The sequence below is a fragment of the Brevundimonas sp. UBA5713 genome (genome assembly GCF_002419815.1).
In the GTDB taxonomy this organism is placed as follows: domain Bacteria; phylum Pseudomonadota; class Alphaproteobacteria; order Caulobacterales; family Caulobacteraceae; genus Brevundimonas.
Genome location: NZ_DIGV01000018.1, coordinates 93,632 through 119,513, shown reverse-complemented (window position 1 = coordinate 119,513; position 25,882 = coordinate 93,632). Strand labels below are relative to the sequence as shown.

General features: G+C 61.4%; 26 protein-coding genes. 18 read left to right on the top strand and 8 right to left on the bottom strand.

The genetic code is table 11. The features are described 5' to 3' along the window. Window positions 1-53: 53 nt before the first annotated feature. From B3B04_RS04480 to B3B04_RS04435, 10 genes are all read left to right on the top strand, one after another. Window positions 54-1,361, top strand: coding sequence for a cytochrome b/b6 domain-containing protein (locus B3B04_RS04480; RefSeq protein ID WP_292040309.1), 1,308 nt, complete (start codon window positions 54-56; stop codon window positions 1,359-1,361). A 99-nt stretch (window positions 1,362-1,460) separates the two neighbouring features. Next, window positions 1,461-2,789: a serine--tRNA ligase gene (gene serS, locus B3B04_RS04475; protein ID WP_292040307.1), complete on the top strand. Its 1,329-nt coding sequence runs from the start codon at window positions 1,461-1,463 to the stop codon at window positions 2,787-2,789. A 9-nt stretch (window positions 2,790-2,798) separates the two neighbouring features. Continuing rightward, window positions 2,799-3,590, top strand: coding sequence for a 5'/3'-nucleotidase SurE (gene surE / locus B3B04_RS04470; protein ID WP_292040305.1), 792 nt, complete (start codon window positions 2,799-2,801; stop codon window positions 3,588-3,590). Continuing rightward, window positions 3,587-4,231, top strand: a complete 645-nt coding sequence (locus B3B04_RS04465) for a protein-L-isoaspartate(D-aspartate) O-methyltransferase (RefSeq protein WP_292040303.1) — start codon at window positions 3,587-3,589, stop codon at window positions 4,229-4,231. Before surE ends, B3B04_RS04465 begins: the two co-directional genes overlap by 4 nt. A 248-nt stretch (window positions 4,232-4,479) precedes the next feature. Next, a complete protein-coding gene (locus B3B04_RS04460; RefSeq protein ID WP_292040301.1) occupies window positions 4,480-5,451 on the top strand; it encodes a peptidoglycan DD-metalloendopeptidase family protein in 972 nt (323 codons plus the stop codon). A 156-nt stretch (window positions 5,452-5,607) separates the two neighbouring features. Further along, a complete protein-coding gene (gene yajC, locus B3B04_RS04455) occupies window positions 5,608-5,922 on the top strand; it encodes a preprotein translocase subunit YajC (RefSeq protein ID WP_292040300.1) in 315 nt (104 codons plus the stop codon). Window positions 5,923-5,963: 41 nt separating this feature from the next. Next, window positions 5,964-7,562 carry a protein translocase subunit SecD gene (gene secD / locus B3B04_RS04450; protein WP_292040299.1) on the top strand — a complete coding sequence of 533 codons (1,599 nt, stop codon included), beginning with the start codon at window positions 5,964-5,966 and terminating at the stop codon, window positions 7,560-7,562. Continuing rightward, window positions 7,562-8,542, top strand: a complete 981-nt coding sequence (secF, locus tag B3B04_RS04445; RefSeq protein ID WP_292040297.1) for a protein translocase subunit SecF — start codon at window positions 7,562-7,564, stop codon at window positions 8,540-8,542. Before secD ends, secF begins: the two co-directional genes overlap by 1 nt. Before the next feature lie 125 nt (window positions 8,543-8,667). Continuing rightward, window positions 8,668-9,294, top strand: a complete 627-nt coding sequence (locus tag B3B04_RS04440) for a squalene/phytoene synthase family protein (RefSeq protein ID WP_292040296.1) — start codon at window positions 8,668-8,670, stop codon at window positions 9,292-9,294. 1 nt (window position 9,295) lies between these two features. Next, window positions 9,296-9,595: a hypothetical protein gene (locus B3B04_RS04435; RefSeq protein WP_292040295.1), complete on the top strand. Its 300-nt coding sequence runs from the start codon at window positions 9,296-9,298 to the stop codon at window positions 9,593-9,595. A gap of 6 nt (window positions 9,596-9,601) precedes the next feature. On the opposite strand, the gene B3B04_RS04430 is transcribed toward B3B04_RS04435, so the two are convergent. Beyond that, the gene (locus B3B04_RS04430) at window positions 9,602-10,474 is read right to left on the bottom strand and encodes an MBL fold metallo-hydrolase (protein ID WP_292040294.1); all 873 of its coding nucleotides are present in this window, start codon (window positions 10,472-10,474) and stop codon (window positions 9,602-9,604) included. Between the two features lie 68 nt (window positions 10,475-10,542). On the opposite strand from B3B04_RS04430, the gene B3B04_RS04425 reads away from it, so the two are divergent. From B3B04_RS04425 to B3B04_RS04415, 3 genes are read left to right on the top strand one after another with little or no spacing between them, the layout of a single operon-like run. Next, window positions 10,543-10,860: an ArsR/SmtB family transcription factor gene (locus tag B3B04_RS04425; RefSeq protein ID WP_292040293.1), complete on the top strand. Its 318-nt coding sequence runs from the start codon at window positions 10,543-10,545 to the stop codon at window positions 10,858-10,860. Between the two features lie 19 nt (window positions 10,861-10,879). Next, on the top strand, window positions 10,880-11,413 hold the full coding sequence (locus tag B3B04_RS04420; protein WP_292040292.1) for a rhodanese family protein: 534 nt from the start codon (window positions 10,880-10,882) through the stop codon (window positions 11,411-11,413). A 4-nt stretch (window positions 11,414-11,417) separates the two neighbouring features. Then, window positions 11,418-12,194, top strand: a complete 777-nt coding sequence (locus B3B04_RS04415; protein WP_292040291.1) for a sulfite exporter TauE/SafE family protein — start codon at window positions 11,418-11,420, stop codon at window positions 12,192-12,194. Window positions 12,195-12,249: 55 nt separating this feature from the next. Here B3B04_RS04415 and trmFO read toward each other — a convergent pair whose 3' ends face one another. Next, a complete protein-coding gene (gene trmFO / locus B3B04_RS04410; RefSeq protein WP_292040289.1) occupies window positions 12,250-13,671 on the bottom strand; it encodes a methylenetetrahydrofolate--tRNA-(uracil(54)-C(5))-methyltransferase (FADH(2)-oxidizing) TrmFO in 1,422 nt (473 codons plus the stop codon). Between the two features lie 80 nt (window positions 13,672-13,751). Here trmFO and B3B04_RS04405 point away from each other — a divergent pair, with 80 nt between their 5' ends. After that, window positions 13,752-14,693, top strand: a complete 942-nt coding sequence (locus B3B04_RS04405; protein WP_292040287.1) for a hypothetical protein — start codon at window positions 13,752-13,754, stop codon at window positions 14,691-14,693. Window positions 14,694-14,709: 16 nt separating this feature from the next. Beyond that, a complete protein-coding gene (locus B3B04_RS04400) occupies window positions 14,710-15,567 on the top strand; it encodes a hypothetical protein (RefSeq protein WP_292040285.1) in 858 nt (285 codons plus the stop codon). Between the two features lie 64 nt (window positions 15,568-15,631). On the opposite strand, the gene uvrA is transcribed toward B3B04_RS04400, so the two are convergent. Together uvrA and B3B04_RS04390 are read right to left on the bottom strand one after the other, a co-directional pair. After that, entirely contained in the window at window positions 15,632-18,574 is a 2,943-nt protein-coding gene (uvrA, locus tag B3B04_RS04395; protein ID WP_292040283.1) for an excinuclease ABC subunit UvrA, read from the bottom strand. A 106-nt stretch (window positions 18,575-18,680) separates the two neighbouring features. Then, window positions 18,681-19,196, bottom strand: a complete 516-nt coding sequence (locus B3B04_RS04390; RefSeq protein ID WP_292040281.1) for a group III truncated hemoglobin — start codon at window positions 19,194-19,196, stop codon at window positions 18,681-18,683. 255 nt (window positions 19,197-19,451) lie between these two features. Between B3B04_RS04390 and B3B04_RS04385 the strand changes: the two genes are divergently transcribed. Next, window positions 19,452-21,026 carry an ABC-F family ATP-binding cassette domain-containing protein gene (locus B3B04_RS04385; RefSeq protein WP_292040279.1) on the top strand — a complete coding sequence of 525 codons (1,575 nt, stop codon included), beginning with the start codon at window positions 19,452-19,454 and terminating at the stop codon, window positions 21,024-21,026. Here the strand turns inward: B3B04_RS04385 and B3B04_RS04380 are convergent. From B3B04_RS04380 to B3B04_RS04365, 4 genes are all read right to left on the bottom strand, one after another. Further along, window positions 21,023-22,501: an EAL domain-containing protein gene (locus B3B04_RS04380; protein ID WP_292040275.1), complete on the bottom strand. Its 1,479-nt coding sequence runs from the start codon at window positions 22,499-22,501 to the stop codon at window positions 21,023-21,025. The genes B3B04_RS04385 and B3B04_RS04380 overlap by 4 nt on opposite strands. A gap of 244 nt (window positions 22,502-22,745) precedes the next feature. Beyond that, a complete protein-coding gene (locus tag B3B04_RS04375; protein WP_292040273.1) occupies window positions 22,746-23,180 on the bottom strand; it encodes a flagellar basal-body protein FlbY in 435 nt (144 codons plus the stop codon). Next, complete coding sequence (locus B3B04_RS04370; RefSeq protein ID WP_292040272.1) at window positions 23,177-23,482, bottom strand: rod-binding protein; 306 nt, start codon at window positions 23,480-23,482, stop codon at window positions 23,177-23,179. Before B3B04_RS04370 ends, B3B04_RS04375 begins: the two co-directional genes overlap by 4 nt. Beyond that, window positions 23,482-24,603 (bottom strand): flagellar basal body P-ring protein FlgI, encoded by a 1,122-nt coding sequence (locus tag B3B04_RS04365; protein ID WP_292040271.1) that lies wholly within the window; start codon window positions 24,601-24,603, stop codon window positions 23,482-23,484. Before B3B04_RS04365 ends, B3B04_RS04370 begins: the two co-directional genes overlap by 1 nt. A gap of 182 nt (window positions 24,604-24,785) precedes the next feature. Between B3B04_RS04365 and B3B04_RS04360 the strand changes: the two genes are divergently transcribed. Together B3B04_RS04360 and dksA are read left to right on the top strand one after the other, a co-directional pair. Further along, complete coding sequence (locus B3B04_RS04360) at window positions 24,786-25,217, top strand: flagellar assembly protein FliX (protein ID WP_292040269.1); 432 nt, start codon at window positions 24,786-24,788, stop codon at window positions 25,215-25,217. A gap of 218 nt (window positions 25,218-25,435) precedes the next feature. Further along, complete coding sequence (gene dksA, locus B3B04_RS04355) at window positions 25,436-25,870, top strand: RNA polymerase-binding protein DksA (protein ID WP_292040267.1); 435 nt, start codon at window positions 25,436-25,438, stop codon at window positions 25,868-25,870. The last annotated feature ends 12 nt before the right edge of the window (window positions 25,871-25,882 follow it).

Genomic DNA, 25,882 nt, shown 5'->3' with positions numbered 1-25,882 from the left:
GTTTAACGCAATGGGCTCTCCTTGGGCGCACTGCGATGATGAGGCTCCCCCCGATGTCTGCTTCCGCTGTCGCGCGCACAGAGCGCTATTCGTCCGTCGCCATCCTGCTGCACTGGCTGATCGCCATCGCCATCCTGTCCATGATCCCCATGGGATGGTGGATGACGTCGGCTATCGAACAGCCGGATACGCAGGCCTTGGCGTATCGTGTTTTCCAGATTCACAAATCCATCGGCTTCCTGATCTTGGCGCTGACGGTGCTGCGGGTGGCTTGGCGTCTGACGCACCCTGTGCCGCGCCTGCCGCGTGAAATGCTGGGCTGGGAGCAGTTTGCGGCCCGTGCCACCCACGCCGCCTTCTATGCGCTGATGATCGGCCTGCCGCTGACGGGCTGGGCCTATGTGTCCAGTGGCTGGGCGGTTTCGACCGACACTCCGTTGGAAGTCCCGACCAGCTGGTTTGGCCTGTTCGTTATTCCGCATCTAGGCTTTATCGAGAGCGCCAGTGACGCCGTGCGCCGCTCCATCGGCTTCGCCAGCATGAGCGCACACAGCGCCATGGCATGGGGGGCGGTGGTGCTGGTGGCTCTGCACATCGGTGCCGCCCTGAAGCACCAGTTCATTAACCGCGACGGCGTGCTATCGCACATGGTTCCGGTTCTGCCGCATGCCGATGTGTCACTGGCTGACCGCCCGCGTGCGGGCACCAAATGGGCAGAGCGTTTGGTGGGGGCTTCTGCCATCGTCATTCTGGGCGTAGGTGCGGCTATTGCCTCCAAGCCTGCGCCAAGGTCGATTGATACCAGCGCCGCCGCGGCCACTTCGGAACAGGTGGTTGAGACCAGCCTGCAACCGGGTACCGCTCACGCTTGGGCCATCGTCTCAGAGGCCTCTTCGATCAGCTTCAGCGGTACCCACTCCGGTGCGCCCTTCACCGGCAAGTTCACCGAATGGACGGCGGATGTCCGCTTTGATCCGGCGGATCTGACTGGCTCGACCGCGGTGGTCACCGTCAAGACGGCCTCGGCCCTGACCGGTGATGCGACCAAGGACGGGGCATTGAAGGGCGCCGAATGGTTCAACCCGAACCAGTTCCCGGCCGCCTATTTCGAAGCGTCCGAGTTCAGGGCGCTGGGCGGCAATCGCTATGAAGCTACCGGCCAGCTGCGAATCAAATCTGACTCGGTGCCGGTGGTGCTGCCCTTCACCTTTGACGAGGCGAGCGGCAAGGCGACCGTCAGTGGCGAGGTCGAGGTGGATCGCACCGCACTGGACCTCGGCATGGCTTCTGATGCGGCAGGCAGCTGGGTCTCCAAGACCATTACGGTCAAGATCGATGTTCGCGCAGATCGTCAGGGATGAAATCTTACGCAGGTTTCACAGCCGGTGGGTTTGCTAGAGCGCCGGAGTAAAGGTAGAGCAGGGGCCTTTCATTAACTGCCCTAGCTTTAGGCCACGATCATGCACGACATCAGAGCGATCCGAGACAATCCCGCAGCCTATGTGGCGGGCTGGTCGTCGCGCGGTGTCGAGAATGCCCAGTCGGTCGTGGATCGTATTCTGGCTCTGGACATCGAACTTCGAGGCGCGCAGACCACGGGCCAAGAGGCCTTGGCCAAGCGTAATGCCGCTTCCAAGGCCATTGGCGCGGCCATGGGCAAGAAGGATATGGCCGAGGCGGACCGCCTGAAGGCCGAGGTGGAGAGCCTGAAGGCAGTCATCGCCGAAGCGGGCGACGTCGAAGCCACCAAGGGCGGCGAACTGCGTGATCTTCTCGGCGGCCTGAAAAATCTGGCCGCCGCAGACGTACCCGATGGTGCCGATGAAAACGACAATGTCGAAATCAGCAAATGGGGAACGCCGCGTACGGCGGGTCCGGCCAAGGACCACGCCGATCTGGGCGAAGCCCTGAAGCAAGTCGATTTCGAAGCCGCCGCCCGCATGTCGGGCGCGCGCTTTGCCGTGCTTAAGGGCGGCATCGCCCGTCTGGACCGCGCGCTGGGTCAGTTCATGCTGGACCTGCAAACCGGCACCCACGGCTACACCGAGGTGAATCCGCCGCTGCTGGTGCGTGACGATGCCATGTTCGGTACCGGCCAACTGCCCAAGTTCAAGGAAGACCAGTTCCGCGCCGTGGACGGTGATCCGGCTATCAGCGTCGATGAGGAAGCGGGCAACCGCTGGCTCATCCCGACTGCCGAGGTGTCGCTGACCAATCTGGTGCGCGAGCAAGTTCTGAGCGACGAATACGTTGCACAGCCGATCCGTTTGGCGGCGCTGACCTACTGCTTCCGTGCCGAGGCTGGCTCGGCTGGTCGCGACACGCGCGGCCTGATCCGCCAGCATCAGTTCCAGAAGGTCGAGCTGGTCTCGATCTGTAAGCCGGAGGATTCCGAGGCCGAGCACGAGCGTATGACCGCCTGTGCCGAAGCCGTGCTGCAGGCGCTGGAACTGCCCTATCGCAAGGTGCTGCTGTGCAAGGGCGACATGGGCTTCTCGGCGCAAAAGACCTACGATCTCGAGGTGTGGCTGCCGTCGCAGAACACCTATCGCGAGATCAGCTCGTGCTCGAACTGCGGTGACTTCCAGGCCCGCCGTATGGACGCCCGTTTCAAGCGTGCTGGCGAGAAGAAGACCGAGTATCTGCACACCCTGAACGGTTCGGGTCTGGCGGTTGGCCGTACCCTTGTCGCCGTGATGGAAAACTATCAGCAGGAAGACGGCAGCATTGCCGTTCCTGCCGTGCTGCAACCCTATATGGGCGGCCTGACCAAGATCACGGCGGCTTAAAGAGTGACCATGCGTATCCTACTGACCAATGATGACGGCATCGACGCCGAAGGCCTGACCTGTCTGGAAAACATCGCCCGCGCGCTGTCGGACGATGTGTGGATTGTCGCGCCTGCGGTGGAGCAGTCGGGCAAGGGCCGTGGCCTGACCCTGACCGAGCCACTGCGTGTCAACAAGCATGGCGAAAAGCGCTTTTCGGTCACGGGCACGCCGACCGACTGCGTCATTCTGGCGGTCAACGACCTGATGCCCGAAAAGCCCGATCTGGTGCTTTCGGGCGTCAATCGCGGCCACAATGTCGGTGAGGACGTGTCCTACTCGGGCACTGTAGCCGGTGCGCTGCAAGGCATGGCGTTTGGCATCCGCTCCATTGCCCTGTCGCAGTCGCTGGAGCGTTTCCACGATGAGGCTCGCGCCCATTGGGAAACCGCCGAGGCCTTCGGCCCCGGCATCATCCAGCGCCTGCTGGAGCAAAAATGGCCGGATGGCGTGGTGATGAACGTCAACTTCCCCAAACTGCCGCCCGAGCTGGTGAAGGAAGTGGAAATCACCCGTCAGGGCTTCCGCGACATCGGCGAGCTGCACGCCATCCGCCGTCAGGACCTGCGCGGTCGTGACTATTACTGGATGGCCTTCCGAGGCACGCCGCACGAGCATCAGCAAGGCACCGACCTGCGCGCCATGGACGAGGGCCGTATCTCGGTCACGCCTCTGCATATTGATCTGACGCACATGCCGATGATCAATGACCTGAAGAAGGTACTGGGTGGCGCACCGCCGAAGGGACCACACGAGCAATGAGTCTGGAGGACGATCGCGCCGGACGCCTGATCCTTGCGCTACGGCGGCAGGGGGTGGTGGATGCGCGCGTCCTTGCGGCCATGGAGTCGGTGGACCGCTCGCTGTTCGTGCATGAAAAGTTTCTGGATCAGGCGTGGGAAGATCAGGCCCTGCCGATCGACTGCGCCCAGACGATCAGCCAGCCCTTTATTGTCGGACTGATGACGCAGGCCCTGCAAGTGGGGCCGCGTCATCGCGTGCTCGAAATCGGAACGGGCAGTGGCTATCAGTGCGCGGTGCTCAGCCGCATGGCGCGCTTTGTCTATACGGTCGAACGATACAAGAGTTTGCTGACTGAGGCAGAAAGCCGTTTCAAACGTCTTGGCCTTGAAAATGTGTTCACGCGACATGGCGACGGCGGTGTGGGCTGGATTGAACAGGCCCCTTTTGACCGGATCATGGTCACGGCAGCGTCTCCGCACGAACCGACCGAACTTCTCAAACAGCTGAAACCCAAAGGGGTTTTGGTCTGCCCCGTGGGGCGCACCTCGGTACAAATGCTGAACCGTTATACCGGTCAGGATGACGGTAGTTTTATGCGCGAGAGCCTGTGCGAAGTGCGCTTCGTGCCTCTGGTCGAAGGCACCGCCAAAGAAGGGTGAATGGCCCGTTAACCTTTCTGCCCCACTTTTGCGAAACTTGGTCGCTTGGTTACGGACTGATTCCAGCGCCGAACGGCAAAACTGATTGAAGTATACGGAGACGGGCATGGGTAGCGTGCAGAACTGGCTCAAGGCAGGCCTGATGGCAGGGGGCGCGTTGGCCGCGGCAGCCTGTTCGACCTATCCAGAGGGGCCCCGCTATCCGACCCATCCGGTTCCGACCGGACAGTTGCCGCAGCCGTCGCCCTATGGCCAGCCGTACGGCCAGCGCCCTCNNGCCGTACGGCCAGCCCCCGCCGGTGCAGCAGCCGCAACCTCCCGTTCAGCAGCCGTCCAGCCCGTACTACAATTCCGCTCCGGTGCCCCAGACGCCGCCTCCGGTCCAGTCCGGTCCGGTGGCTCCGTCGGTCAGCATCGAAGGTGGCGGCCTGCCGCCCGCCGGTGGTCCGGCCTATCCGTCTACCAGTGCGCCGGGCACGGTGCCCTTGCCGCCGGCATCGACGGGCCCTGTCGTCGCAGGTTCGACCTATGTGATTCAGCCCGGTGATACGATTTCGGGCGTCGGGCGTCGTTTCCAGACGCCGGTTCAGGTGTTGATCGACCTTAATAATCTCGGTCCGCGCGGTTCTATTTCTGCCGGCCAGCGTATCCTGTTGCCCAACACGGCGGTCGATCGGGGAACGGATCCCTACGCAACCGGTCCGTCGCCTGTGGGCGTGACGGCAGCGACTGCCGGTGTGGCTCCGCCGCCGCCGCCGCCGCCCAGCGGCAATGCGCCGCTGCCACCTGCGCCGCGTCCGACCCAGCAAGCCGGTGCGGCTGTTGGTCAGCCGCTGGCTCTACAGTGGCCGGTGCGCGGGGACATTTTGCGCCGCTTCGGCCCTATGGGCATGGGCGAGCGTAACAACGGCATCAACATCGGGGCCTCTGCGGGCACCGAGGTAAAGGCTTCGGCCGATGGCACTGTCGCCTATGTGGGCGATGATATCGTCGGACAGGGGCTGACGGTGCTGATCGTTCACCGCGATGGGTGGCGTACGGTTTACAGCCATCTCGGCTCGGCCACAGTGCGTGACGGGGCGCAGGTCCGCGCCGGACAGGCTATCGGTACGGTGGGTCTGACGGCTGGTGATGGTCGTCCGTCGATCCACTATGAAGTGCGCCAGATGCGCGGCGACGATCCGGTCGCGGTCGATCCGCTGACAATTCTGCCGCGATAAGCGTCACAACATAAACTCGGCCGTGACTGTATTTGCGTAAAACATACAGTCACGGCATCTCGTCGCGTTGCAAAAGACTTCGGCGCACCCTAGTTTCCCCGCCTTGTTTCCAATGGGCCCTCCATGTCGGAGCGCGGCCCAGTTCGGGGAGTTTCCATGAACGCCACCCAAGATGCCGGCATGATGGCGATGATCGTCAACATCGCGCCGATTCTGCTGATCTTCGTCCTTTTCTACTTCCTGATGATCCGTCCGCAGCAAAAGCGGATGAAGCAGCATCAGGAAATGATCAAAGCCCTGAAGCGCGGCGATGAAGTCGTGCTGTCGAACGGCATGGTCGGCAAGGTGACCCGCGTCGAAGAAACCGAAGCCATGGTGGACATCGCCCAAGGCGTTTCGGTCCGCGTGGTCCGCACCATGATCGCAGAGGTGCGTAACCGCACCGCTATCGCTGCAAACGATAAGGGCTAACCAGCCCCTTTTGGCTTTAGCCACCCGGAGAGAGCTCTGACATGATTCAGCTTGCACGCTGGAAAGTCGTCCTGGTCGTGCTGTCGCTTGTCTTCGGCCTGCTGCTGGCATTCCCCAGCATGCTGTCGCCCGAGCAACGTCAGGCACTCCCGGGCTGGCTGCCCAAGAACGGTGTGAACCTTGGTCTCGACCTGCAGGGGGGCTCGTACCTCCTGCTCGAGGTTGACGTTCCTGCCATGCGCGAAAAGCGCGTTACCAACCTGATGGAAGATGTGCGCGTCACTTTGGGTGAGCAGCGCATCAACATCGCGGGAATGCAGCGCGAAGCCGGTGGCGTGGTCGTCACTGTCGCTGAAGGTGCGCAGTTCGATGCCGCCCTGACCGCCATGCGCACGCTGGCCAATACGGGTATTGGTGCCACGGGCGTATCGGACCGTCAGGTCACGCGCCTGAGCAATAATCGCATCCGTTATTCGTTCACCGACGTCGCCATGGCCAACATGGGGGCAACCGCTGTCGATCAGTCGATCGAAGTGGTGCGCCGTCGTCTGGACGGCACCGGCACCAAGGAAATCGCTATCACCCGTCAGGGCGCGGACCGTATCGTGGTTCAGGCCCCCGGTCAGAGCGATCCGGGTGAACTGGAACGTCTGGTTGGCCAAACCGCCCAGCTGACTTTCCAAATGGTCGATGTTTCCCCGTCGGGCCTGCAGGACGCTTTGGCCGGCCGCGTGCCGCCGGATGCCGAACTGCTGTTTGACGATGCGCAGACGCCTTATCTGGTGAAGCGCCGTGTGCTGGTGTCGGGTGAAAACCTGACCCGCGCAGGCGTGGGTACGGACCAAAACGGTCGTCCGGCTATCGACTTCCAGTTCGACGGCCAAGGCGCACGCCGCTTCGGTCAGGCCACGGCCCAGAACATCGGTAAGCCCTTCGCTATCATCCTCGACGGCAAGGTGATTTCGGCCCCGACCATTCAGGGCGCGATCACGGGCGGTACCGGCCAGATCACCGGCAGCTTCTCGATCCAATCGGCATCGGAACTGGTGAACCTGCTGAACGGCGGTGCCCTTCCGGCTCCGCTGACGGTGGAAGAGCGCCGCGTGGTGACGGCTGAACTGGGTGCTGATGCCGTTAAGGCCGGTGCCATTTCGACCGTCATCGGCTTTGCTCTGATTATCGTCATCATGCTGGCCTTCTATGGCTTCCTGTTCGGCGGTATCTCGGTACTGGGCCTGATCCTGAACGGCATTCTGATCATCGCGGCCATGTCTCTGGTGGGCGCGACCCTGACCCTGCCGGGTATTGCCGGTCTGGTGCTGACTTTCGCCGTGGCCGTCGACGCCAACGTTCTGATCTATGAGCGGATGCGCGACGAAGCCCGCTTGGGCCGTTCGGTCATTGCCACCATGGATGCCGGCTTCAACCGTGCCATGGGCACCATTGTCGACGCCAACCTGACCACCCTTGTGGCGGCGCTGATTATGTTCATGTTCGGCGCGGGTCCGGTTCGCGGCTTCGCCTGGACCCTGACCATCGGCGTCTTCACCTCGATGTTCTCGTCGGTGATGGTTGCTCAAGTCCTGCTCGGCTACTGGCTCAAAGTGGCCAAGCCGAAAAAACTGCCGATCGCGGAGTAATGTCGATGCGTGGATGGCCTCTCATCAAACTTATGCCGCAGAAGACCAACTTCCGGTTCGTGCGCCATGCCAAGCTCATGGGCGGTCTTGCCGCCCTGCTGTGCGTGGCGTCGATCATCGGTTGCTTCTATCCCGGCCTTAATCTGGGCATCGACTTCCGTGGTGGTGCCACCATGGAAGTGTCCAAGCCAGCCGGTCAGGTGCTTCAGCTGGAGCGCGTGCGTGGTGCCGTGGGTGACCTCGGTCTGGGCGACGTTCAAGTTCAAGGTATCGACAGCGAGTCTGCGGCAATCATCCGTTTCCAGATCCCTGAAGGTCAGAACCAGTCCGAAGTTGTGGCGCGCGTCGAAAAGGCGATCAGCGACAGCGTGGGCGAGGTGACCTATTCGGGTGTCAGCGTCGTGGGTTCGAAGGTGTCTGGCGAGCTGTTCCGCTCGGGCCTGTATGCTCTGGCTGCCGCGATCTTCCTGATGTTCCTGTACATCTGGTTCCGCTTTGAGCCGCAGTTTGGCTTTGGCGCGATCATCGGTCTGCTGCACGACGTGATCCTGACCTTTGGTTTGGTCGTGCTGTTCCGCTTCGAGTTCAGCCTGAACACCGTGGCAGCCATTCTGACGGTTATCGGCTATTCGATGAACGACACCGTGGTTGTGTTCGACCGCCTGCGCGAAAACCTGCGCAAGTATAAGACCATGCCGTTGCAGGACGTGATCGACCTGTCGCTGAACGAGACCCTGACCCGTACCATCATGACCGGTGTGACGGCGGTGGGTGTGCTGGCCATTCTGGCCATCTTCGGCGGCGAGGCCCTGTTCAGCTTCTCGATCATCCTGATGCTGGGCATCATCATCGGCACCTTCTCGTCGATCTATGTCGGTACGCCGATCGTGCTTATGTGGGGCGTGCGTCGCGGGAACATCTCGCGCGGTGGCGACGATGACCTCAAGCCGGTGAAACTGGGCATGGCCAGCCGTCCCTAACGGTTCGTCGTGCTGAAACAATCAACCCGCCTGACCTTTTGGACAGGCGGGTTTTTTGTATCCGGTGACGCAGGACGCAGAAGCGGCTTGCGCCGCTCCGCTTCGTGCCGCATGGCAGGGGCAACATGACTTCTGTTGATCTTGATGCTCAGGTACGCGCGGCCGACCTCGACCGCTGGCTGTCCAGCCGGTTTGTCGATGACGGTCAAGCGCGGGCGGATCTGATAACCCTTTATGCGTTCGAGGCCGAACTGGTCGCTATTCCCACGCGCGTGACCCAGCCCTTGCTGGCAGAGATGCGATTTACGTGGTGGGCCGAGCAGATGGACGGGGTGTTCACCAATACACCGCGCGTCGGCCATCCTGTGTTGGAGGGCCTTACAGAACTGGTGAACCGCCGCGGATTGGATCGTGCGCCGTTTGACGCTCTGATCGGGGCGCACATCGGCCGTGTGCACAAGGCTCCGCACGATCTGGACGCCTTTTTCGCCGGCCCCATGGTGCTGGCAGCGCGCATATTGGGGGCAGGGGATCATGCATCGGCAGCTAGGGATGCGGGGCGTGTCTTCGGCATGATGCAGACAGGGCGGGAAGCAGAGGCCAAGGCGTTGAAGCCTGCCGCAAATGCCGCTCTGAAGTCTCTGCCAGCCAAGGCTTTTCCCGCCGTGGCCCACGCCAGCCTTTCGCGTCAGCAGGCCGAGCCGACCAAGCGGCTGCAACTGTTCTGGAACACGGTGAGGGGCCGTATCTAAGATGACCAACGCCAAACTTCGCCGACCCGCCGCCCTGTGGCTGGCGGTGACCACCCTGTTCGGTCTGGCCGGAACATTCGTCGGCCTGATGCCGGTCGTTCTGACATGGGCCGCCTATCGCGAGGGGGCCGTGGGACTGGGCATAGCCTTGCAGACGATGATCCCGTATTGCGCCCTGATGATCTGCCCGCTGGTGGCGTGGTGGCTACTGCTGCGGCGGCAATATGGTCTGGCCATCATCGTCGCGTCGCCGCCGATCCTGATGTGGATCGTGAGCGTCGCCCTGTCCCAACTGAGCTAAGCCCGCCTACATCGCGTTGAGCGGCAGTTTCAGAAACCGCGTCCCGCTCTCTTCGGGGGGCGGCAAGGCTCCGGCGCGGATATTCACCTGAAGCGCGGGCAGGATCAGTTTGGGTGCCGACAAGGTGGCGTCTCGGGCCTCCCGCAAGGCCACAAACTCGTCCTCCGTGCGCCCTTGGCCGATGTGGATGTTGCCGGATTTCTGCGCGCCCACGCTGGTTTCCCAGACATAATCGCTACGGCCCTGCGGCAGGTAGTCATGGCCGACGAATATGCGGGCTTCTTCCGGAAGCGCTAGGATCTTTTCGATCGAACGATAGAGCGTACGGGCATCGCCGCCGGGGAAGTCACAGCGCGCAGTGCCATAGTCCGGCATGAACAGCGTGTCGCCGACAAAGGCCGCATCGCCGATCACATAGGTGACACAGGCAGGCGTGTGTCCCGGCGTGTGAATCACACGGGCGCTCAGTTCACCGATCTGGAAGCTATCGCCGTCTGTATAGGTCTCGTCGAAGACAACGGCATCGTGACTGACATCGTGGGCTTCAAACAGATTGCCGAAGACTTTTTGCACCTTGGTGATGTGCTGACCTATGCCGATAGGTACGCCGGTACGGGTACGGATTTCGTCAGCACCCGTCAGGTGATCAGCGTGGGCGTGGGTTTCCAGAACGCGCACCAATTTGAGGCCACGCTCGGAAACCGTCTGCATAATGGCGTCGATCGATTGGGTTGATGTACGCGCCGCTGCGGCATCGTAATCAAGCACCGGATCGATAATGGCGGCATGTCGCGTTGCAGGATCAACCACCAGATAGCTGACTGTATTGGTCTGAGCATCAAAGAAGCCAGTCACCTCTGGGGTGGGGGTATGGGTCATGATGTCCTCCATTCGGATTACAACATATTAGGTATTGCTAATTTAGCAAGTTCTTATATATTGGCTGCATGGTTGATCTCACGCAAATGAGCCTCGAGCAGTTTCAGGAAAATGCCGGAGAGGCAGCAAAGCTGCTTAAGGCCCTGTCTAACGAAAGTCGCTTGATGATCCTGTGCCAGTTGGGCGAGGGCGAGAAGCAGGTGGCCGAGTTGCAACTGGGCTTGTCCCAGTCCGCGCTGTCACAGCATCTGGCGCGTCTGCGTGACGATGGACTGGTCGAGGCCCGACGACAGGGCACGGCTGTTTTCTACAGCATCAGCGATCCTTCGGCTTTGAAGCTGATCGGTACGCTGGCTGAAATCTATTGCCCGCCGAGCGCGGGCTAAGGCCGAAAGGAATTCGACAATGAATCCTCTTGTGAACCTGCAACCGCAGGACGTTGCTGCACGCCTGAAAGCTGGCAAGGCTGTGCTCGTAGATATTCGCGAGCCTGATGAATATGCCCGCGAACATATCGATGGCGCAGTGCTGGCTCCACTGTCGATCTTCGACAACACCAATCTGAATCTGGAAGCGGACAAGGACACCATCTTCATGTGCCGCAGCGGCAACCGCACCACCGGGGCGTGCGCGCGTCTGGATGCGCGTGTTTCCGGCATGGTCTATGTGCTAGAAGGCGGTTTGGATGGCTGGAAGAAGTCGGGCTTGCCCGTGAAGGTCGATACCAGACAGCCGTTGGAGCTGATGCGTCAGGTACAGATGGCCGCTGGCGGCCTTATTCTGGTGGGCGCAGTTCTGGGCACTGTCGTGCATCCGGGCTTTTATGGTCTGTGCGCCTTCGTGGGTGCTGGCCTGTTTCTAGCGGGAGCGACCGGTTTCTGTGGCATGGCGCGCCTTCTGGCGGTGATGCCGTGGAACCGCGCAATGAAGAAGGCCTAGGGCAATGGAGCCGATACAGTTCCTGCTGGCAGGCCTCAGCGGAGGGCTTGTTGCTCTGTTGCTGACGGTCTTCGGCGGGGGTGGTTCGGTTCTGGCGGTGCCGCTGTTGCTCTATGTTGTGGGGATAGCTGATCCTCACACCGCCATCGGCATCTCAGCAGCGGGCGTGGCCCTAAACGGCCTGACGGCACTGGCCGGGCAGGCACGGGCAGGGCGTGTCCGCTGGCCCTGCGCTGTTATGTTCGCCGTGATTGGCGCGACAGCCGCATGGATCGGATCCAGTGTCGCCAAGACCATCTCGGGAGACGCCCTGTTGATCGCCTTTGCAGTGGCTATGGCGTTGATTGGGGCGTCAATGCTGCGGCCAAAGCGGGATTTGGGAAACCCGGACGCGCGTTTGAACCGGCAGATGGTGCCGAGATTGGCCGGCGCGGCGACGGTAGTGGGTAGCGCAGCGGGCTTCTTCGGGATTGGTGGCGGATTTCTGATTGTGCCGGGCCTGGTATGGGCAACGGGCATGACGCTGGCCGCCGCGCAAGCGACCTCGCTGCTGAGTGTTGCGGCCTTCGGAGCCAGCACGGCAGTCAACTACAGCCTGTCGGGAATGATAAACTGGTGGGCCGTCTTGGCCATGGCCCTCGGCGGCGCAGTCGGCACATGGGCCGGTCTGCCGACTTCCAAGCGACTGGCGGATCATGCCGCGATTAGTCGTCGCTTGTTTGCAGGGATGATCCTGCTAGTCGCCGTCTATGTCTTCGTCAAAACCATAACGGGCGGCTGATCGCTCAGCCGCCCGTTCGGGGTTTTANNCCCCCCCCCCCCCCCCGTTCGGTGTTTTAGAAGTTCACGTCGCGCCATTTCTTCAGCGCATCGAGAGCACGGATGCTCTGCAGGCGCTTCTTGGCACGGCCGCGTTCCTTGGGATGGATACGCTTGCCGTCCTCATCAACCTTGGGCGCCTCCAGCGGCGGAAGCAGGCCGTAGTTGATGTTCATCGGCTGGAATTTCGAGCCTTCCATGTGTCCGCCGGTAATGTGCTCGACCAGCGCGCCCATAGCGGTTTCCGGCGGCGGCGCGTCAATCTGACGGCCCAGTGCCTGAGCCGCAGCCAGACGGCCCGTCAACAAGCCCATGGCGGCGCTTTCGACATAGCCTTCAACGCCCGTGACCTGACCGGCAAAACGCAGACGCGGCATGGCCTTCAGGCGCAGTTGCTTGTCCAACAGCTTGGGCGAGTTCAGGTAGGTGTTGCGGTGCAGACCGCCCAGACGAGCGAACTGTGCATTCTCCAGACCCGGGATCATGCGGAAGACCTCGGTCTGCGCGCCGTACTTCATCTTGGTCTGGAAGCCGACCATGTTATACAGCGTGCCCAGAGCATTATCCTGACGCAGTTGCACGATGGCGTGGCACTTTACGGTCGGGTTGCGCGGATTGGTCAGGCCAACCGGTTTCATCGGGCCGTGGCGCAGCGTCTCGCGGCCACGTTCGGCCATCACTTCGATCGGCAGGCAGCCGTCAAAATAAGGGACGTGCTCCCATTCTTTCGACACTGCGGTCGGGCTGGCCAGCAGGGCGTCGATGAAGGCGTCGTACTGCTCCTTGTCCATCGGGCAGTTGACGTAGGCCGCGGTCTCGCCGCTGGGGCCTTCCTTGTCATAGCGCGACTGCATCCATGCGACGTCGAAATTGATGCTGTCGGCGTGAATGATCGGCGCGATGGCGTCAAAGAAGCTGAGGCCTTCCTCGCCACCGAGTTTCAGAATCTCGCTAGCTAGGGCTTCGGACGTCAGCGGGCCGGTGGCGACAATGACATTGTCCCAGTCTTCCGGCGGAATGCCTGCGATCTCTTCGCGCACGATGGAGATGAGCGGGTGCTCCATCAGGCGCTTGGTCACAGCATCCGAGAAGCCGTCGCGGTCTACCGCCAGTGCGCCGCCAGCGGGAACCTGATGCTCTTGGCCACACGCCATGACGATCGAGTTCAGCTCGCGCATCTCTTGGTGCAGCAGGCCGACGGCGTTGTATTCCCAATCGTCCGAACGGAACGAGTTGGAGCAGACCAGTTCGGCCAGACCTGCGGTCTGGTGCGCGTCGGTGCGGACCTGCACAACCGATCCATCGGCGGCAGTTTCATCGCGGCGCATTTCGTGCAGTATGACAGGTACGCCCGCATTGGCGATCTGCCATGCAGCTTCGGAACCGGCCATGCCGCCGCCGATAACGTGTACGGGGCGAGGAGTAGAGGGGGTGGACATAGGCGCGCTTCTAGCGGGCTATGGCCTCGCTGTCATGTTGTTCGCTTGTGTCGTATGCAGGGATATCAACGGAGGCTGAAATGAATCACACAGACGCGCGCCCATTCGATATGGGTTTGGCCCTTAAGGAGACCTGGCGTCTGATGATCAAGAAGCCGCTCCATGTGTTTGTGTGGGGCCTGTTGCTGACCCTACCGTCAGTGCCTGTCTTCCTCGTTATGTACGGCGTCATGGGCAATCTGACGCTGGATCAGCTTGGCAACGAGAACGATCCGGCCATGCAAAGCGTGGCGATGCAGATCAACATGGTATCTTGGGCCGTTCAGATCGTGGCTCTGGGAGCCATGGTTCTGGTCAGCAAGGCTATCAACGAACACATCATTCGCAGCGATAGCACCCATGCGTGGTTTGGACTGAAGCCGGATATGCAAGCCGTGCGCAGCTTTGTGGTGCTGCTGGCTTTGTGGATCGGTTTCGCCATCGTGATTTTTCTGATCGCTCTGATCGCCGTGCTGATTGGCGCGGCGCTGGCGGCGGTGTCCGGCCAGATCGTAGGCGTCTTGGTCGGCATTCTCATCGGAGTGATAGGACTGGTGGGCCTCATCTGGGCTGCGATCAAAACATCGTTGATTTTGGCCGCCAGTGTCGGCCTGCGAGATTTTGCCTTTGTGCAGGGCTGGCAGGCTACCAAGGGCCATTTCTGGCCGCTGTTGGGGTTGGGCGTGATAGTGGCGTTGCTGTACATCGCGGTGGCTCTGGTGATGTACTTTATCGGCTTCATCGTCATCATCGCCGCCGTATTTGCCATGCACGGTTCACTGGATAGCGGACTGCCGATCAACGAAATAATCGGATGGGGCGGGGTGATAGGCCTGTGTATCGCCTATGCTTTGTTTGCTGCGATTTTCAGCGGCATAGCCTATGTGCTGGCCTTCGGTCCGTTTGCCTCGGCTTGGCACCAAATGGCTTGGCGTGCGGCCAATGCTTCTGCATCCGTACCGACGACTGCGCCCACGCTTTAAGTTTGTAGAGATTTATATGAGTTTTATACCGACCCAGACCGCGCTGGAGGGGTTTCGCCTGACACGGCGTGAGCCCAAAGCGCTCGTCGCGTGGGCGTTGGTCTACTTCGTGTCTATCGTCATCAGCCTGGTGCTCCGCCACCGCATTCTGGCGGTGCTGATGCAACAGATCACGACCCTGTCCAGCGGCACGACCATGGGCGAGGCGCAGCTGATGCAGCTTTTCCCGCTCTATGGGCAGATGATGGCGATCAACTTGCCGATTACCCTGATAGCGACGGCGGTAGTGCATACGGCCATTATTCGCGCGGTCATCGAACCCCAGCAGAGCCAGTACGGTTATCTGCGCATAGGTGCTGACGAACTGCGTATGTTGGCAACGAAGGTTCTTGAGGTTCTGATCCAGGGCGCGGCTGCATTCCTGGGGATGGGGCTGGTGGCCATGGTCGCGGCTTTGGGCGGGATGGTGCACACCGCCCTTTCGGTGCTGTCGGTTCTATTGTTGGTGCCGCTCGTCGCCGGTTTGGTTTGGCTGACGCTGAAGCTCGTACTGGCGGCTCCGGCCACCTATGTCGAGAAGAAGATCGGCATTGCCCGCAGTTTCCAGCTCACCAAAGGCCGTCTCGGGCCCTTGCTGGGCACGGGCCTCTTGGCGCTGCTGCTGTCCCTATTGGTCAGCTTCCTTGCTTCTCTGGTCTTCACGCCACTGAGCCTGATGACGGGCGGTATCGAGAACCTGCTGGTCGCGACGAGCGGTCCGGTTTTGGCCGGGTTGTTCGTCTGGTGTGTGGTGAACGCGATCGTCACATCGGCCCAGATCAGCATCGTGTATGCGCCGTTCGCGTCGGCTTATCGCGATATCGTCGGGCGCTAAGCCACAGATTTGCGATTGGAAATAAAATGGGGCGGGATGATCGGATCATCCCGCCCCATTTTTATTAGGCCTTTTGCTTGGCCTTTGCCGCCTTGGTCCGGGGGGCTGCCGTGGTCAGATCGGCCACGCGCGCCCTGCGACGTTGCTCGTGGCGGTCGAGCACCTCTTTCAGATAGCGGCCGGTCCAGCTCTTTGGATTTTCGGCCACTTCCTCTGGCGTGCCATAGGCGACAATCTCGCCGCCGCCGTCGCCGCCCTCGGGGCCGAAATCAAGCAGGTAGTCGGCCACCTTGATGACATCGAGGTTGTGCTCGATAACCACGATGGTGTTGCCGTTGTCGACCAGCTCTTGCAGCACTTCCAGCAGCTTGCGCGTGTCTTCGAAGTGCAGACCCGTGGTCGGCTCATCGAGGATGTAGAGCGTCTTGCCCGTCGCACGGCGCGACAGTTCCTTGGCCAGCTTCACGCGCTGGGCCTCACCGCCCGACAGGGTGGTGGCAGGTTGGCCCACCTTCACATAACCAAGTCCCACGCGCGTCAGCGTCAGCATCTTGTCGCGGATGGACGGCACGGCATCGAAGAAGCGACCGGCTTCCTCGACCGTCATGTCCAGAACATCCGAGATGCTCTTGCCCTTGAACAGGATTTCCAGCGTTTCGCGGTTGTAGCGTTTGCCCTTGCAGACGTCGCACGTCACGTACACGTCCGGCAGGAAGTGCATCTCGATCTTGATGACACCATCGCCCTGACAGGCTTCGCAGCGACCGCCTTTGACGTTGAAGCTGAACCGGCCCGGGCCATACCCGCGCGCCTTGGATTCCGGCAGGCCAGCGAACCAGTCACGGATCGGGTTGAACGCTCCGGTGTAGGTGGCCGGGTTCGACCGAGGGGTACGGCCAATCGGGGACTGGTCGATATCGATGACCTTGTCGAAGTGGTTCAGGCCTTCGATGCGGTCAAATGGTGCCGGTGCGGCCGAGGCATTGTTCAGGCGGCGCGCGGCGGCCTTGTACAGGGTCTCGATGGTAAAGGTGGACTTGCCGCCACCCGACACGCCGGTAATGCAGTTGAACACGCCGACAGGGATTTCGCCGGTGACGTTCTTCAGATTGTTGCCCGTGGCACCGGTGACCTTCAGCATCCGTTTGCGGTCGACAGGACGACGACCATCGACGGGCAGAGGGATTTCGCGGTCACCCGTCAGATACTGGCCCGTCAGGCTGTTCGGATTGGCCATGATCTGCTCGGGCGTACCCTCGGCGCAGACGTTGCCGCCGTTGACGCCTGCGCCCGGTCCCATGTCGATGACATAGTCCGCCGTCAGGATCGCTTCCTCGTCGTGTTCGACCACCAGCACAGAGTTGCCGAGGTCACGCAGACCTTGCAGGCTTTCCAGCAAGCGGGTGTTGTCGCGCTGGTGCAAACCGATAGACGGTTCGTCCAGCACATAAAGCACACCGGTCAGGCCCGAGCCGATCTGGCTGGCCAAGCGGATTCGCTGGCTTTCGCCGCCCGACAGGGTGCCAGAGGCGCGGGACATGTTCAGATAGTCGAGCCCGACATTGTTCAGGAAGCGCAGGCGGTCGGTGATCTCTTTCAAGATCCGGCGCGCGATTTCGATCTGCTTCTCGGTCAGGCTGTCTTCCAGCGTCGAAAACCACAGGAAAGCCTTGCTGATCGACAGTTCGGAAATGTCGGCAATATCCGAACCACCGACCTTCACAGCCAAGGCCTCGGGCTTCAGACGTTTGCCGCCACAGGCATCGCAGGGCGTTTCGGACTGATAGCGACCCAGTTCTTCGCGCACCCAGGCCGAATCCGTCTCGCGCCAGCGCCGCTCGAGGTTCGGCATTACGCCTTCAAACGGCTTGGCTACCTCGTATTTGCGGGCGTTGTCGTCATAGACGAACTTGATCTTCTCGCTGCCCGTGCCGTTCAGGATGACCTGTCGCGCCGTATCCGGCAGGTCGCGCCACGGCTTGTCCATCGAGAAGCCGAAGTGAAGCGACAGCGCCTGCAGGGTCTGGGTGTACAGCGGGGATTGGGTCTTGGACCACGGCGCGATAGCCCCCTTGTGCAGGGTCTTGTCGCGATCCGGTACAACCAGATCGGCATCGAACGCCAACTTCACGCCCAGACCGTCGCACTTCGGACAGGCACCAAACGGGTTGTTGAACGAGAACAGACGCGGTTCGATCTCGGTGATGGTGAAGCCCGACACCGGACAGGCGAAACGCTCCGAGAAGGTGAGGGTGCGCGGCTTGTCTTCACCCTCGGCAGGCTTGGCCCATTCAGCCACGGCCAGACCGTCTGCCAGACCCAGCGCGGTTTGCAGGCTGTCGGCATAGCGGCCCTCAAGGCCGGCCTTGGTGACAATGCGGTCCACCACGATGTCGATGTCGTGCTTGAACTTCTTGTCGAGGGTCGGTGCGTCCTCGATGGAATAGAACTCGCCATCGATCTTCAGACGCTGAAAGCCCTGACGCTGCCACTCGGCGATTTCCTTTTTGTACTCGCCCTTGCGGCCACGCACGACGGGGGCCAGCAGCAGGATGCGTTCTCCTTCGGGCAGAGCCACCAGCTTATCGACCATCTGACTGATGGTCTGGCTTTCAATCGGCAGGCCCGTGACCGGCGAATAGGGCACACCCACCCGCGCCCACAGCAGACGCATATAGTCGTGGATTTCCGTCACTGTACCCACGGTCGAGCGCGGGTTTTTGGACGTGGTCTTCTGCTCGATGGAGACAGCCGGCGAAAGGCCTTCGATCAGGTCCACATCCGGCTTGCCCATCAGTTCAAGGAACTGACGCGCATAGGCCGACAGGCTTTCGACATAGCGGCGCTGACCCTCGGCGTAGATGGTGTCAAACGCGAGCGAGGATTTACCCGAGCCGGACAGGCCGGTCATCACCACCAGCTTCTCGCGCGGAATATCGATATCGACATTCTTGAGATTGTGCTGACGCGCGCCGCGCACACGGATAAGGTTTTGCTTGTCGGTCATCAGGGCCCATGAACGCGGGGGACGGTAAGAAAGGTCCGGCGGACGCCGCTATATGGTGACTTATTTCCGGATTACATCAAGAACAAAATAGCAACTTTGGTCGCGTTCAGGGCGTCCAACCGCTATCTCGACGGATATAACGTTCGCCGTTGTCCAGCAGAACGCCGGCGGCATTGGCCACGCCCAGTTCCAGACTTTGCGCTATGCGTCGGGCACGCGCGATGAAATGCTCTGCGGCGATCGGCGGACACAAGGTGCGGGCCGTGTCCTCGAACAGTGACAGCCAGCGATCAAAGTGGCGCGCGTCGATCGGCAGCGGCATGTGTTTGGGCATGGGGCGGCCCTGATACACACCCGTTGACAGCGCAACCGATGACCAGAACAGCTTCATCTGCTCCAGATGCGGGCCCCAGTCGCTGATCTTGGCAGTGAACACAGGTCCAATCAGATCATCCTGCCGCACCCGATCATAGAAGCCATCGACCAGAGCATCGATCATCGGTTGGTCGATGCCGGTCTCCTGCATAATGCGGGCGGTCGCCGCCTCACGGCGAAGCTGCGCCTCCTGACGGTTTTCAGGCGTCTGGACAGAAAATTCGAGCGTGGGGCGCGGCGTGGTCATGGTGCTAAATAGGTGTGACTCTTGGGTTTTGGAATATTTCGGACCCGACCCAGGGCAATTGTCCCGTCTGCGTAGGACGTTTTTGCACTTGCACGGGCTGTGCCGAGACCCCATCCTCTGTGTCAGGCCACATTTGTGTAGGAGGCTCGAAGAACATGATCAGCGCAATGGCAACCGCAACACTGCTGTCCGCCACGCTCTTTATGGTGCTTCATGCCAACCAGCCAAAGGCCAAACGCGTCCGCGTCCGCACGCGTGACCCTCGTCTCGACAGGCGTCCGCGCGACTGACGGAGGCGCACTCTTTCAAAATCTGAATGCCAGCTTCGGTTCGGAGCGCGTAGGGCTTGTGGGTGCCAATGGCACCGGCAAGACGACGCTGCTTGATCTGATCACATCCAAACGTCTGCCCGATGAAGGGCATGTGGCGGTGGACGGTCGTGTCTGGCGCTTGGAACAGCAACTGACACCCGACGAGGGGGCCACAGTGGCAGCCGCTTTGGGCGTGGCCGGGGACCTCGCTATTTTGGCGCGCGTTCTGGATGGCGATGCCAGTGACGACGACTTGGATAATGCAGACTGGACGCTGGAAAGCCGTCTGGAGGCGGCTTTGGCCCGCGTCGGTCTTGACGGCATCGAACCACAGCGGCTTCTCGGCACACTGAGCGGAGGCGAGCGTGCACGCGTTGCCTTGGCCGGTATGATAATGGCTGCGCCGGATGTCGTTCTTCTTGATGAACCGACCAACCATCTGGACGCAGACGGGCGAGCGGCGGTGGCTGAACTGGTGGCCTCTTGGGAGGGCTGTCTGATTGTAGCCAGCCATGATCGCGACCTGCTGCGGCACATGGACCGCATCGTGGAGCTTAGGGCCGACGGGCTGGCCAGCTATGGCGGCAACTACGACGCCTATCGGATCCAACGCGATTTGGAACGCGCGGCGCTAGAGGCGCGTCTGGACCACAGCCGCAAGGCCTTGGAAGACGCCAAGGCGCAAGCGCAGCAAACCTATGAGCGGACAGAGCAGCGCGCCAGTGCCGGCAAGAAGGCCTCCGCGCGCGGAGACATACCTAAATTGCTGCTGGGGCTGCGCAAAAGTGCGGCGCAGCAATCGGGCGGCTCAGCCAAAGTCCATGCCCAGAAGATCGTAGACAGCCGCGCTGCAGATTTTGCCGAGGCTGAAGCCGCAGCGCGCCAGCAGCGCGAAGCAAGTATCCGTATAGCGCCGACCGGATTAGCTGCCGGTCGTGATGTGGCGCGGCTGGATAATGTGGTGGTTCGCCGTGAGGGTGTATCCGTGCTGAGCGTCTCATCGCTGCATCTGCGTGGACCGATGCGGCTGGGGGTGACCGGGCCTAACGGCGCAGGAAAGTCGACCCTGTTGGGCGTACTGTCAGGGCATGTCCGACCGGATGAAGGCACGGTGGTGCTCAGTGAAACCGCCGCCTATCTGGATCAGGACGTTAGCCTGCTGGATGAGCAAGAGACTGTCCGCGATGCATGGCTACGCCTGAACCCTGACAATACGGTACAGGATGCACAGGCTGCGTTGGCGGGCTTTCTGTTCCGCAATACATCGGCGCTGAAACGGATCGGTGAGTTGTCAGGCGGTGAGCGTCTGCGGGCGGGACTGGCGTGTGTTCTGGGCGGCAAAAGGCCTGCGCGTCTGCTGCTGTTGGATGAACCGACTAACCATCTGGACCTGCCATCCATTGCTGCCGTCGAAGAAGCCTTGTGCGCCTATGATGGAGCGCTGGTGGTGGTCAGCCACGACCGTAGTTTTCTGCAGGCGATCAATCTCGAAGACGAACTGGTACTGACGAGGCCTTAGCCCCAGGTCTCCGTTGAGCCGCGGCGACGGGCAACCACAGGCGTGGATGTAGGAAGGCGTGGGTTGGGCTCGGCCTCGGCCCTGCCGAACAGCCAGCCTTGCGCATGGGTGACGCCAAGCTCGGTCAGGGCTTGTGCCTGAGCTTCGGTCTCGACCATCTCGGCCACGGTCTGCATTTCCAGCGAGCGGCATAACTCGACCAGATGGGCGATCAAAGTGCGGCTACGGGCCTCGGCCTGGACATCCTTGACCAATGTGCCGTCGATTTTGACGAAATCCACGTTGAGGCCCCGCAAATAGTCAAAGCTGGCGGAGCCCGCGCCGAAGTCGTCAATACAAACCCGAATACCCACTTCGCGCAAAGAGGCCAGACGGCGGTTGGCAGAGGCCAGATCGGCCAAGGCTGCGGTTTCCGTAACTTCGACCAGCAGGCGAGAGCGCAGTTCCGGCGCAGAGGCCGTTAGGGCCAGTAGGGCGGTGATGTAGGCATCATTGGCTAGGGATGCGCCCGAAACATTCACGGCAATCTGCAACTTCCTCGAGGCGGAGGTGCGCAGACGCGTAACGGCCATTTCGGCGACCGTGCGATCAAAGGTCTCGATCAGGGCCAGTTCTTCGGCCATGCGGATGGCCGGACCGGGGCCGTGGCTGCGAGGAAAGCGCGACAGGGCTTCGTAGTGGTGGATGGCCCTTTCGCCTAGGCACACGATCGGCTGGTAATGCAGGGAAAACTCGCGATCGCGGACGAGAGTCCTGAAATGGTCAGCGTCGCGTAAGGTGCGTGCCAGAGTTTCGGCAAAATAGCTCTGTGGCGCTTCCATCGTGTCTTCGCGCAGGCAGGCTTCGATGGCAAAGCGCATGGCCCGCAATGCGGCGGCAGGATCACTGCCCAGAGCCGCCTGCATGGTGCGGGCTGTCAGCTCGATCCCGTTTACCTGCCCAACGGCGTTTATTTCTGCGCTCAGATCCAGCTGCGCGCCGGAAGGGCGGACCAGAGCGTAGCGGTCATTGGTGAGCTGGGTGGCACTGTTCCCGTCCAGTGAAAGACCCTGCAATACGCGAACGATATCTTCGTGCACCTTTTGGCGCGCGGCTGTCGGCAGCTGCTGGTCGCCATCAACATCTATAAAGGCCAGATCCAGACGTTGCAGGCCTTGTGGCGTCTCGTTCATCAGCCGGTGCCGCAGTTGAGCCATGAAGCCCTGCGGATCTTTGATCGGGCCGCTGACAGCCGGTGTGGGGGCGTTGGAGATATCGGCCTGATAGCTGAAGGCCAGAGACAGCGTCGGGGCCAGCTCGGGTAGGCAGAATGCAGATAGCTGTGCGCGGCGTATCTGGCCTTTGCCGCAGTCAATCGTGACGTCCACGCCCGATAGCCGCTGTGCAGGCTTCAGTCCCTCAAGGGCTTCATGGGCGCGCGCGGCACTCTCTGCATCGAAAACATCGATAAGGCGCGTGCCGACCCATTGTGCCATCGGCATGTGTGGAGCGGGGCCGGCGCCAAGCGCGAACCGTACGACACCGTGCTGGTCAACTTCTACCAGTGCATCAGCGGCCGCGAAGGCAAATCCGAGGAGGCGGGATGGAAGCGACATGTGCCGAGTTCGTTAAACGCCGGAATCAGCGAGGCAGGTCATCGAATAGCTCAAGCTTGGCCATAAGGAAAAGCGGCACATGACCTAGTCTTCGCTAAAATCGGAGCTAGTGATCACGGCGCATTCAGGCGGTTCGGTTCAATGCGACAGCGCGTCCGTCGCCTTGTGCAGCTTGCCCGCTGGCCCCGTATCCGGTGCCCAAGGCGCGGTTGCTGGCGACGTCAGTGGCGATGGCGCGGACGATTCCTTCAGATATGCGGCGGGCTGCCTCAACCGTTTCTGAATGGCGGGCGAGGATTTCATCAAACGCCTCGGTGGCCGCGATCAACGCCTTTTTCTCGTCCATGGACGCAGAGGCGATCAACGACGGATCGGCTTTGATCTGGGCGGACTCGCGACGGTACTGATTGGCCAGTTCGGCAGTCTCGGCCATGCCCGCCGCCATGTCGGCGGCGCGGTGGGCGCGCACCAAGGCCATCTCGTTTTCCAGACGCTGGGTCAGGCCTTCGGTCAGGTTCAGAAGACGCTGGATACGCAGCGATGCCATTTCTGCGGTCATACGAGACCCTCCTGAGCTTTCAGCATGTGGGACATGGCCTTGTCGGCGATGCCGACACCACCGGCGCGGGCGGTGTGTTTGGCCATTTCTTCGACCAGAAAACTGCGCCACATCTCTTCGCCGGTACCACCGCCAAAGGGCGCTTCGGTGCTGAGGCTCTCGAACATGGGCTTCAGCATTTGCGACAGGAAGCTGGCTTCGAAGGCCTCTGCTGTCTGGCGCATCTCCGCTTCGGTTTGTCCCTTACGGACGACGGGGTCTTGGGCGAACGGGCGCAGCAGGTGGGGGGAGACGGTATCCATCAGATCACCTCGATATCGGCTTGCAGCGCACCGGCAGCCTTGATGGCCTGCAGGATGGAGATCATGTCGCGCGGGCTGACGCCCAGAGCATTCAGACCGTTGACCAGAGAGGAAAGTGAGGTCTGGCCGCCAACGATCTGCATACGGCGACCGGTTTCTTCCTCGACCGTCACCGACGACTGAGGCGTTACCACCGTCTGGCCATTGGCAAAGGGATTGGGCTGGCTGACTTGCGGGTTTTCTTGAACCGACACGGTCAGATTGCCTTGGGCGATGGCGACCGTCGAAATGCGCACGGCGTCGCCCATGACGATCACGCCATTTACCTCGTCGATAATGACCTTGGCGGGGCTGTCGACCTGAACCGGCAGGTTCTCGACGCGGCTGAGGAAATGGGCCACGCCCATCTGCTGCGGCGCGCGCAGGGCGATCACAGTGCCGTTCTCGGCAAAGGCCGTATTCGGGAAGGTTTCATTAATGGCGGCGGCCATGCGCTGGGCGGTGGTGAAGTCCGGATTGCGCAGAGCCAGACGCAGGACCTGCATGTCTTGGAGGTTGAAGCCCGTCTCGCGCTCGACCACGCCGCCCGATGCAATGCGACCGGCCGTAGGCACGCCGCGCGTGATGGAGGAGCCCGAACCACCCGAAGCCGAAACCGCGCCCGTTTGAACGGCTCCCTGGGCTACCGCATAGACCTGGCCATCCGCGCCTTGCAGCGATGTCACCAGCAGGGTGCCGCCCAGCAGGCTTTTGGCATCACCCATAGCCGAGACGCTGACGTCCAGTCGCGCGCCCGGCATGGCAAACGGTGGCAGGTCTGCTGTGACCATGACTGCAGCCACATTCTTGGTGTTGAGGTTGGTGCCGCGGATGTTGACGCCTTGACGCTCCATCATGCCTTCCAGCGACTGGCGCGTGAAAGGCGAGTTGCGCAGAGAGTCGCCCGAGCCATTCAGCCCGACCACCAGGCCATAGCCCACCAACTGGTTGGTGCGGACACCCTCGACAGAGGCAATGTCCTTGATGCGCGATTGGGCCTGTACCGCAGAAGGCAGGGCCAAAACGGCAGCAACCGAGAGGGCTACGACAGGAGCCAGGACGGTGGTAAGAAACTTTTGCATGCGGCGGACATCCCGTGGAAGGCGTTCGCGATTAACCATGCGAGAAACGTGCCGTATAAAAAGTTCTGCGTTTTCAAGGTGTAGTCTGAGTTTCGAGCTTGCCGGAAGGCAGATTTTGCCGGGGCGTTAACCAAGATTTCAGCCCTATGGCACAGGTTACGACCCATGCAGGAGTGTTGGCGATGAAGGTCAATGGAGTAGGCGGTCCTACCGCAACCCCGACGTCCCGAACGACGGCGCGAACCGGCGCGGGCTTTAGCCTGCCGGGAGCCAGCGGCGCGTCGGCCACTCAGGCGGCTGCGGCCACAGCATCGACCGGCAATGTGGCCGGCGTCTCGGCCCTGATGGCTCTTCAGGGCATCGAAGATCCGACGGAGCGTCGTCGCCGTGCTATTCGTCGTGGCTCTAGCTTGTTGGACCGCCTGGACGAGTTGAAACTGACCCTTCTGGGGAGTGGCGGCGACAGTGTCGCCATACTGGACCGCCTGTCGCGGAACTTGGCCGAAGAGCGCGAAAAAGACGCCGATGAGGGTCTGAATACCGTTCTCGATCAAATCGACGTGCGCGCTGCGGTTGAATTGGCCAAGGCAGAGATGGCCCGTAGCCGCCGGTAGGTGACCGCGGCAACGGCCCGAGAAAGCGTCCGTAAGGTCAAGCTTTTAAAGGCAGAACGGCTATCTGTCGCACTTCATATGGCACCAGGCCCGATTATCCACTCAAAGCTGAACCTTTGCCGTATCACGGTGACGCGAATGGGTTGCGGTGGTTCACGACCTTCAATATAGGGCGCATGGCGTCTGTTGGGGGCGCGTTAGAATCGAGCGTTGAGGCCATGACTGCATTGGCGTCTGTAGTCCAACTTGAGTCTGAGACCTATCGGCCGTCCGACGACGAGCCGTTCATGAATGAACGCCAGCTCGCGTACTTCAAGGCCAAACTGTTGGCTTGGAAGGATGACATCCTGAACGAAGCGCGCGGCACGGTCACCAATCTGAAATCCGAGACCGAGAACCACCCTGATCTGGTGGATCGGGCCTCGTCGGAGGCGGATCGCGCCTTGGAACTTCGCACCCGTGATCGCCAGCGTAAGCTGATCTCCAAGATCGACGAAGCGCTACGCCGGATCGAGGATGGCTCCTACGGCTATTGCGAAGAGACCGGCGAACCGATCGGTCTGGGTCGCCTTGAGGCCCGCCCGACGGCAACCCTGTCGGTCGAAGCCCAAGAGCGCCATGAGCGCCGCGAGCGCGTTCACCGCGACGATTGAGATTTGGAGGCG

Coding starts and splice junctions, on each gene's coding strand:
- B3B04_RS04480 (WP_292040309.1), top strand. CDS start 54: ATGTCTGCTTCCGCTGTCGCGCGCACAGAGCGCTATTCGTCCGTCGCC.
- serS (WP_292040307.1), top strand. CDS start 1,461: ATGCACGACATCAGAGCGATCCGAGACAATCCCGCAGCCTATGTGGCG.
- surE (WP_292040305.1), top strand. CDS start 2,799: ATGCGTATCCTACTGACCAATGATGACGGCATCGACGCCGAAGGCCTG.
- B3B04_RS04465 (WP_292040303.1), top strand. CDS start 3,587: ATGAGTCTGGAGGACGATCGCGCCGGACGCCTGATCCTTGCGCTACGG.
- yajC (WP_292040300.1), top strand. CDS start 5,608: ATGAACGCCACCCAAGATGCCGGCATGATGGCGATGATCGTCAACATC.
- secD (WP_292040299.1), top strand. CDS start 5,964: ATGATTCAGCTTGCACGCTGGAAAGTCGTCCTGGTCGTGCTGTCGCTT.
- secF (WP_292040297.1), top strand. CDS start 7,562: ATGTCGATGCGTGGATGGCCTCTCATCAAACTTATGCCGCAGAAGACC.
- B3B04_RS04440 (WP_292040296.1), top strand. CDS start 8,668: ATGACTTCTGTTGATCTTGATGCTCAGGTACGCGCGGCCGACCTCGAC.
- B3B04_RS04435 (WP_292040295.1), top strand. CDS start 9,296: ATGACCAACGCCAAACTTCGCCGACCCGCCGCCCTGTGGCTGGCGGTG.
- B3B04_RS04430 (WP_292040294.1), bottom strand. CDS start 10,474: ATGACCCATACCCCCACCCCAGAGGTGACTGGCTTCTTTGATGCTCAG.
- B3B04_RS04425 (WP_292040293.1), top strand. CDS start 10,543: ATGGTTGATCTCACGCAAATGAGCCTCGAGCAGTTTCAGGAAAATGCC.
- B3B04_RS04420 (WP_292040292.1), top strand. CDS start 10,880: ATGAATCCTCTTGTGAACCTGCAACCGCAGGACGTTGCTGCACGCCTG.
- B3B04_RS04415 (WP_292040291.1), top strand. CDS start 11,418: ATGGAGCCGATACAGTTCCTGCTGGCAGGCCTCAGCGGAGGGCTTGTT.
- trmFO (WP_292040289.1), bottom strand. CDS start 13,671: ATGTCCACCCCCTCTACTCCTCGCCCCGTACACGTTATCGGCGGCGGC.
- B3B04_RS04405 (WP_292040287.1), top strand. CDS start 13,752: ATGAATCACACAGACGCGCGCCCATTCGATATGGGTTTGGCCCTTAAG.
- B3B04_RS04400 (WP_292040285.1), top strand. CDS start 14,710: ATGAGTTTTATACCGACCCAGACCGCGCTGGAGGGGTTTCGCCTGACA.
- uvrA (WP_292040283.1), bottom strand. CDS start 18,574: ATGACCGACAAGCAAAACCTTATCCGTGTGCGCGGCGCGCGTCAGCAC.
- B3B04_RS04390 (WP_292040281.1), bottom strand. CDS start 19,196: ATGACCACGCCGCGCCCCACGCTCGAATTTTCTGTCCAGACGCCTGAA.
- B3B04_RS04380 (WP_292040275.1), bottom strand. CDS start 22,501: ATGGCACAATGGGTCGGCACGCGCCTTATCGATGTTTTCGATGCAGAG.
- B3B04_RS04375 (WP_292040273.1), bottom strand. CDS start 23,180: ATGACCGCAGAAATGGCATCGCTGCGTATCCAGCGTCTTCTGAACCTG.
- B3B04_RS04370 (WP_292040272.1), bottom strand. CDS start 23,482: ATGGATACCGTCTCCCCCCACCTGCTGCGCCCGTTCGCCCAAGACCCC.
- B3B04_RS04365 (WP_292040271.1), bottom strand. CDS start 24,603: ATGCAAAAGTTTCTTACCACCGTCCTGGCTCCTGTCGTAGCCCTCTCG.
- B3B04_RS04360 (WP_292040269.1), top strand. CDS start 24,786: ATGAAGGTCAATGGAGTAGGCGGTCCTACCGCAACCCCGACGTCCCGA.
- dksA (WP_292040267.1), top strand. CDS start 25,436: ATGACTGCATTGGCGTCTGTAGTCCAACTTGAGTCTGAGACCTATCGG.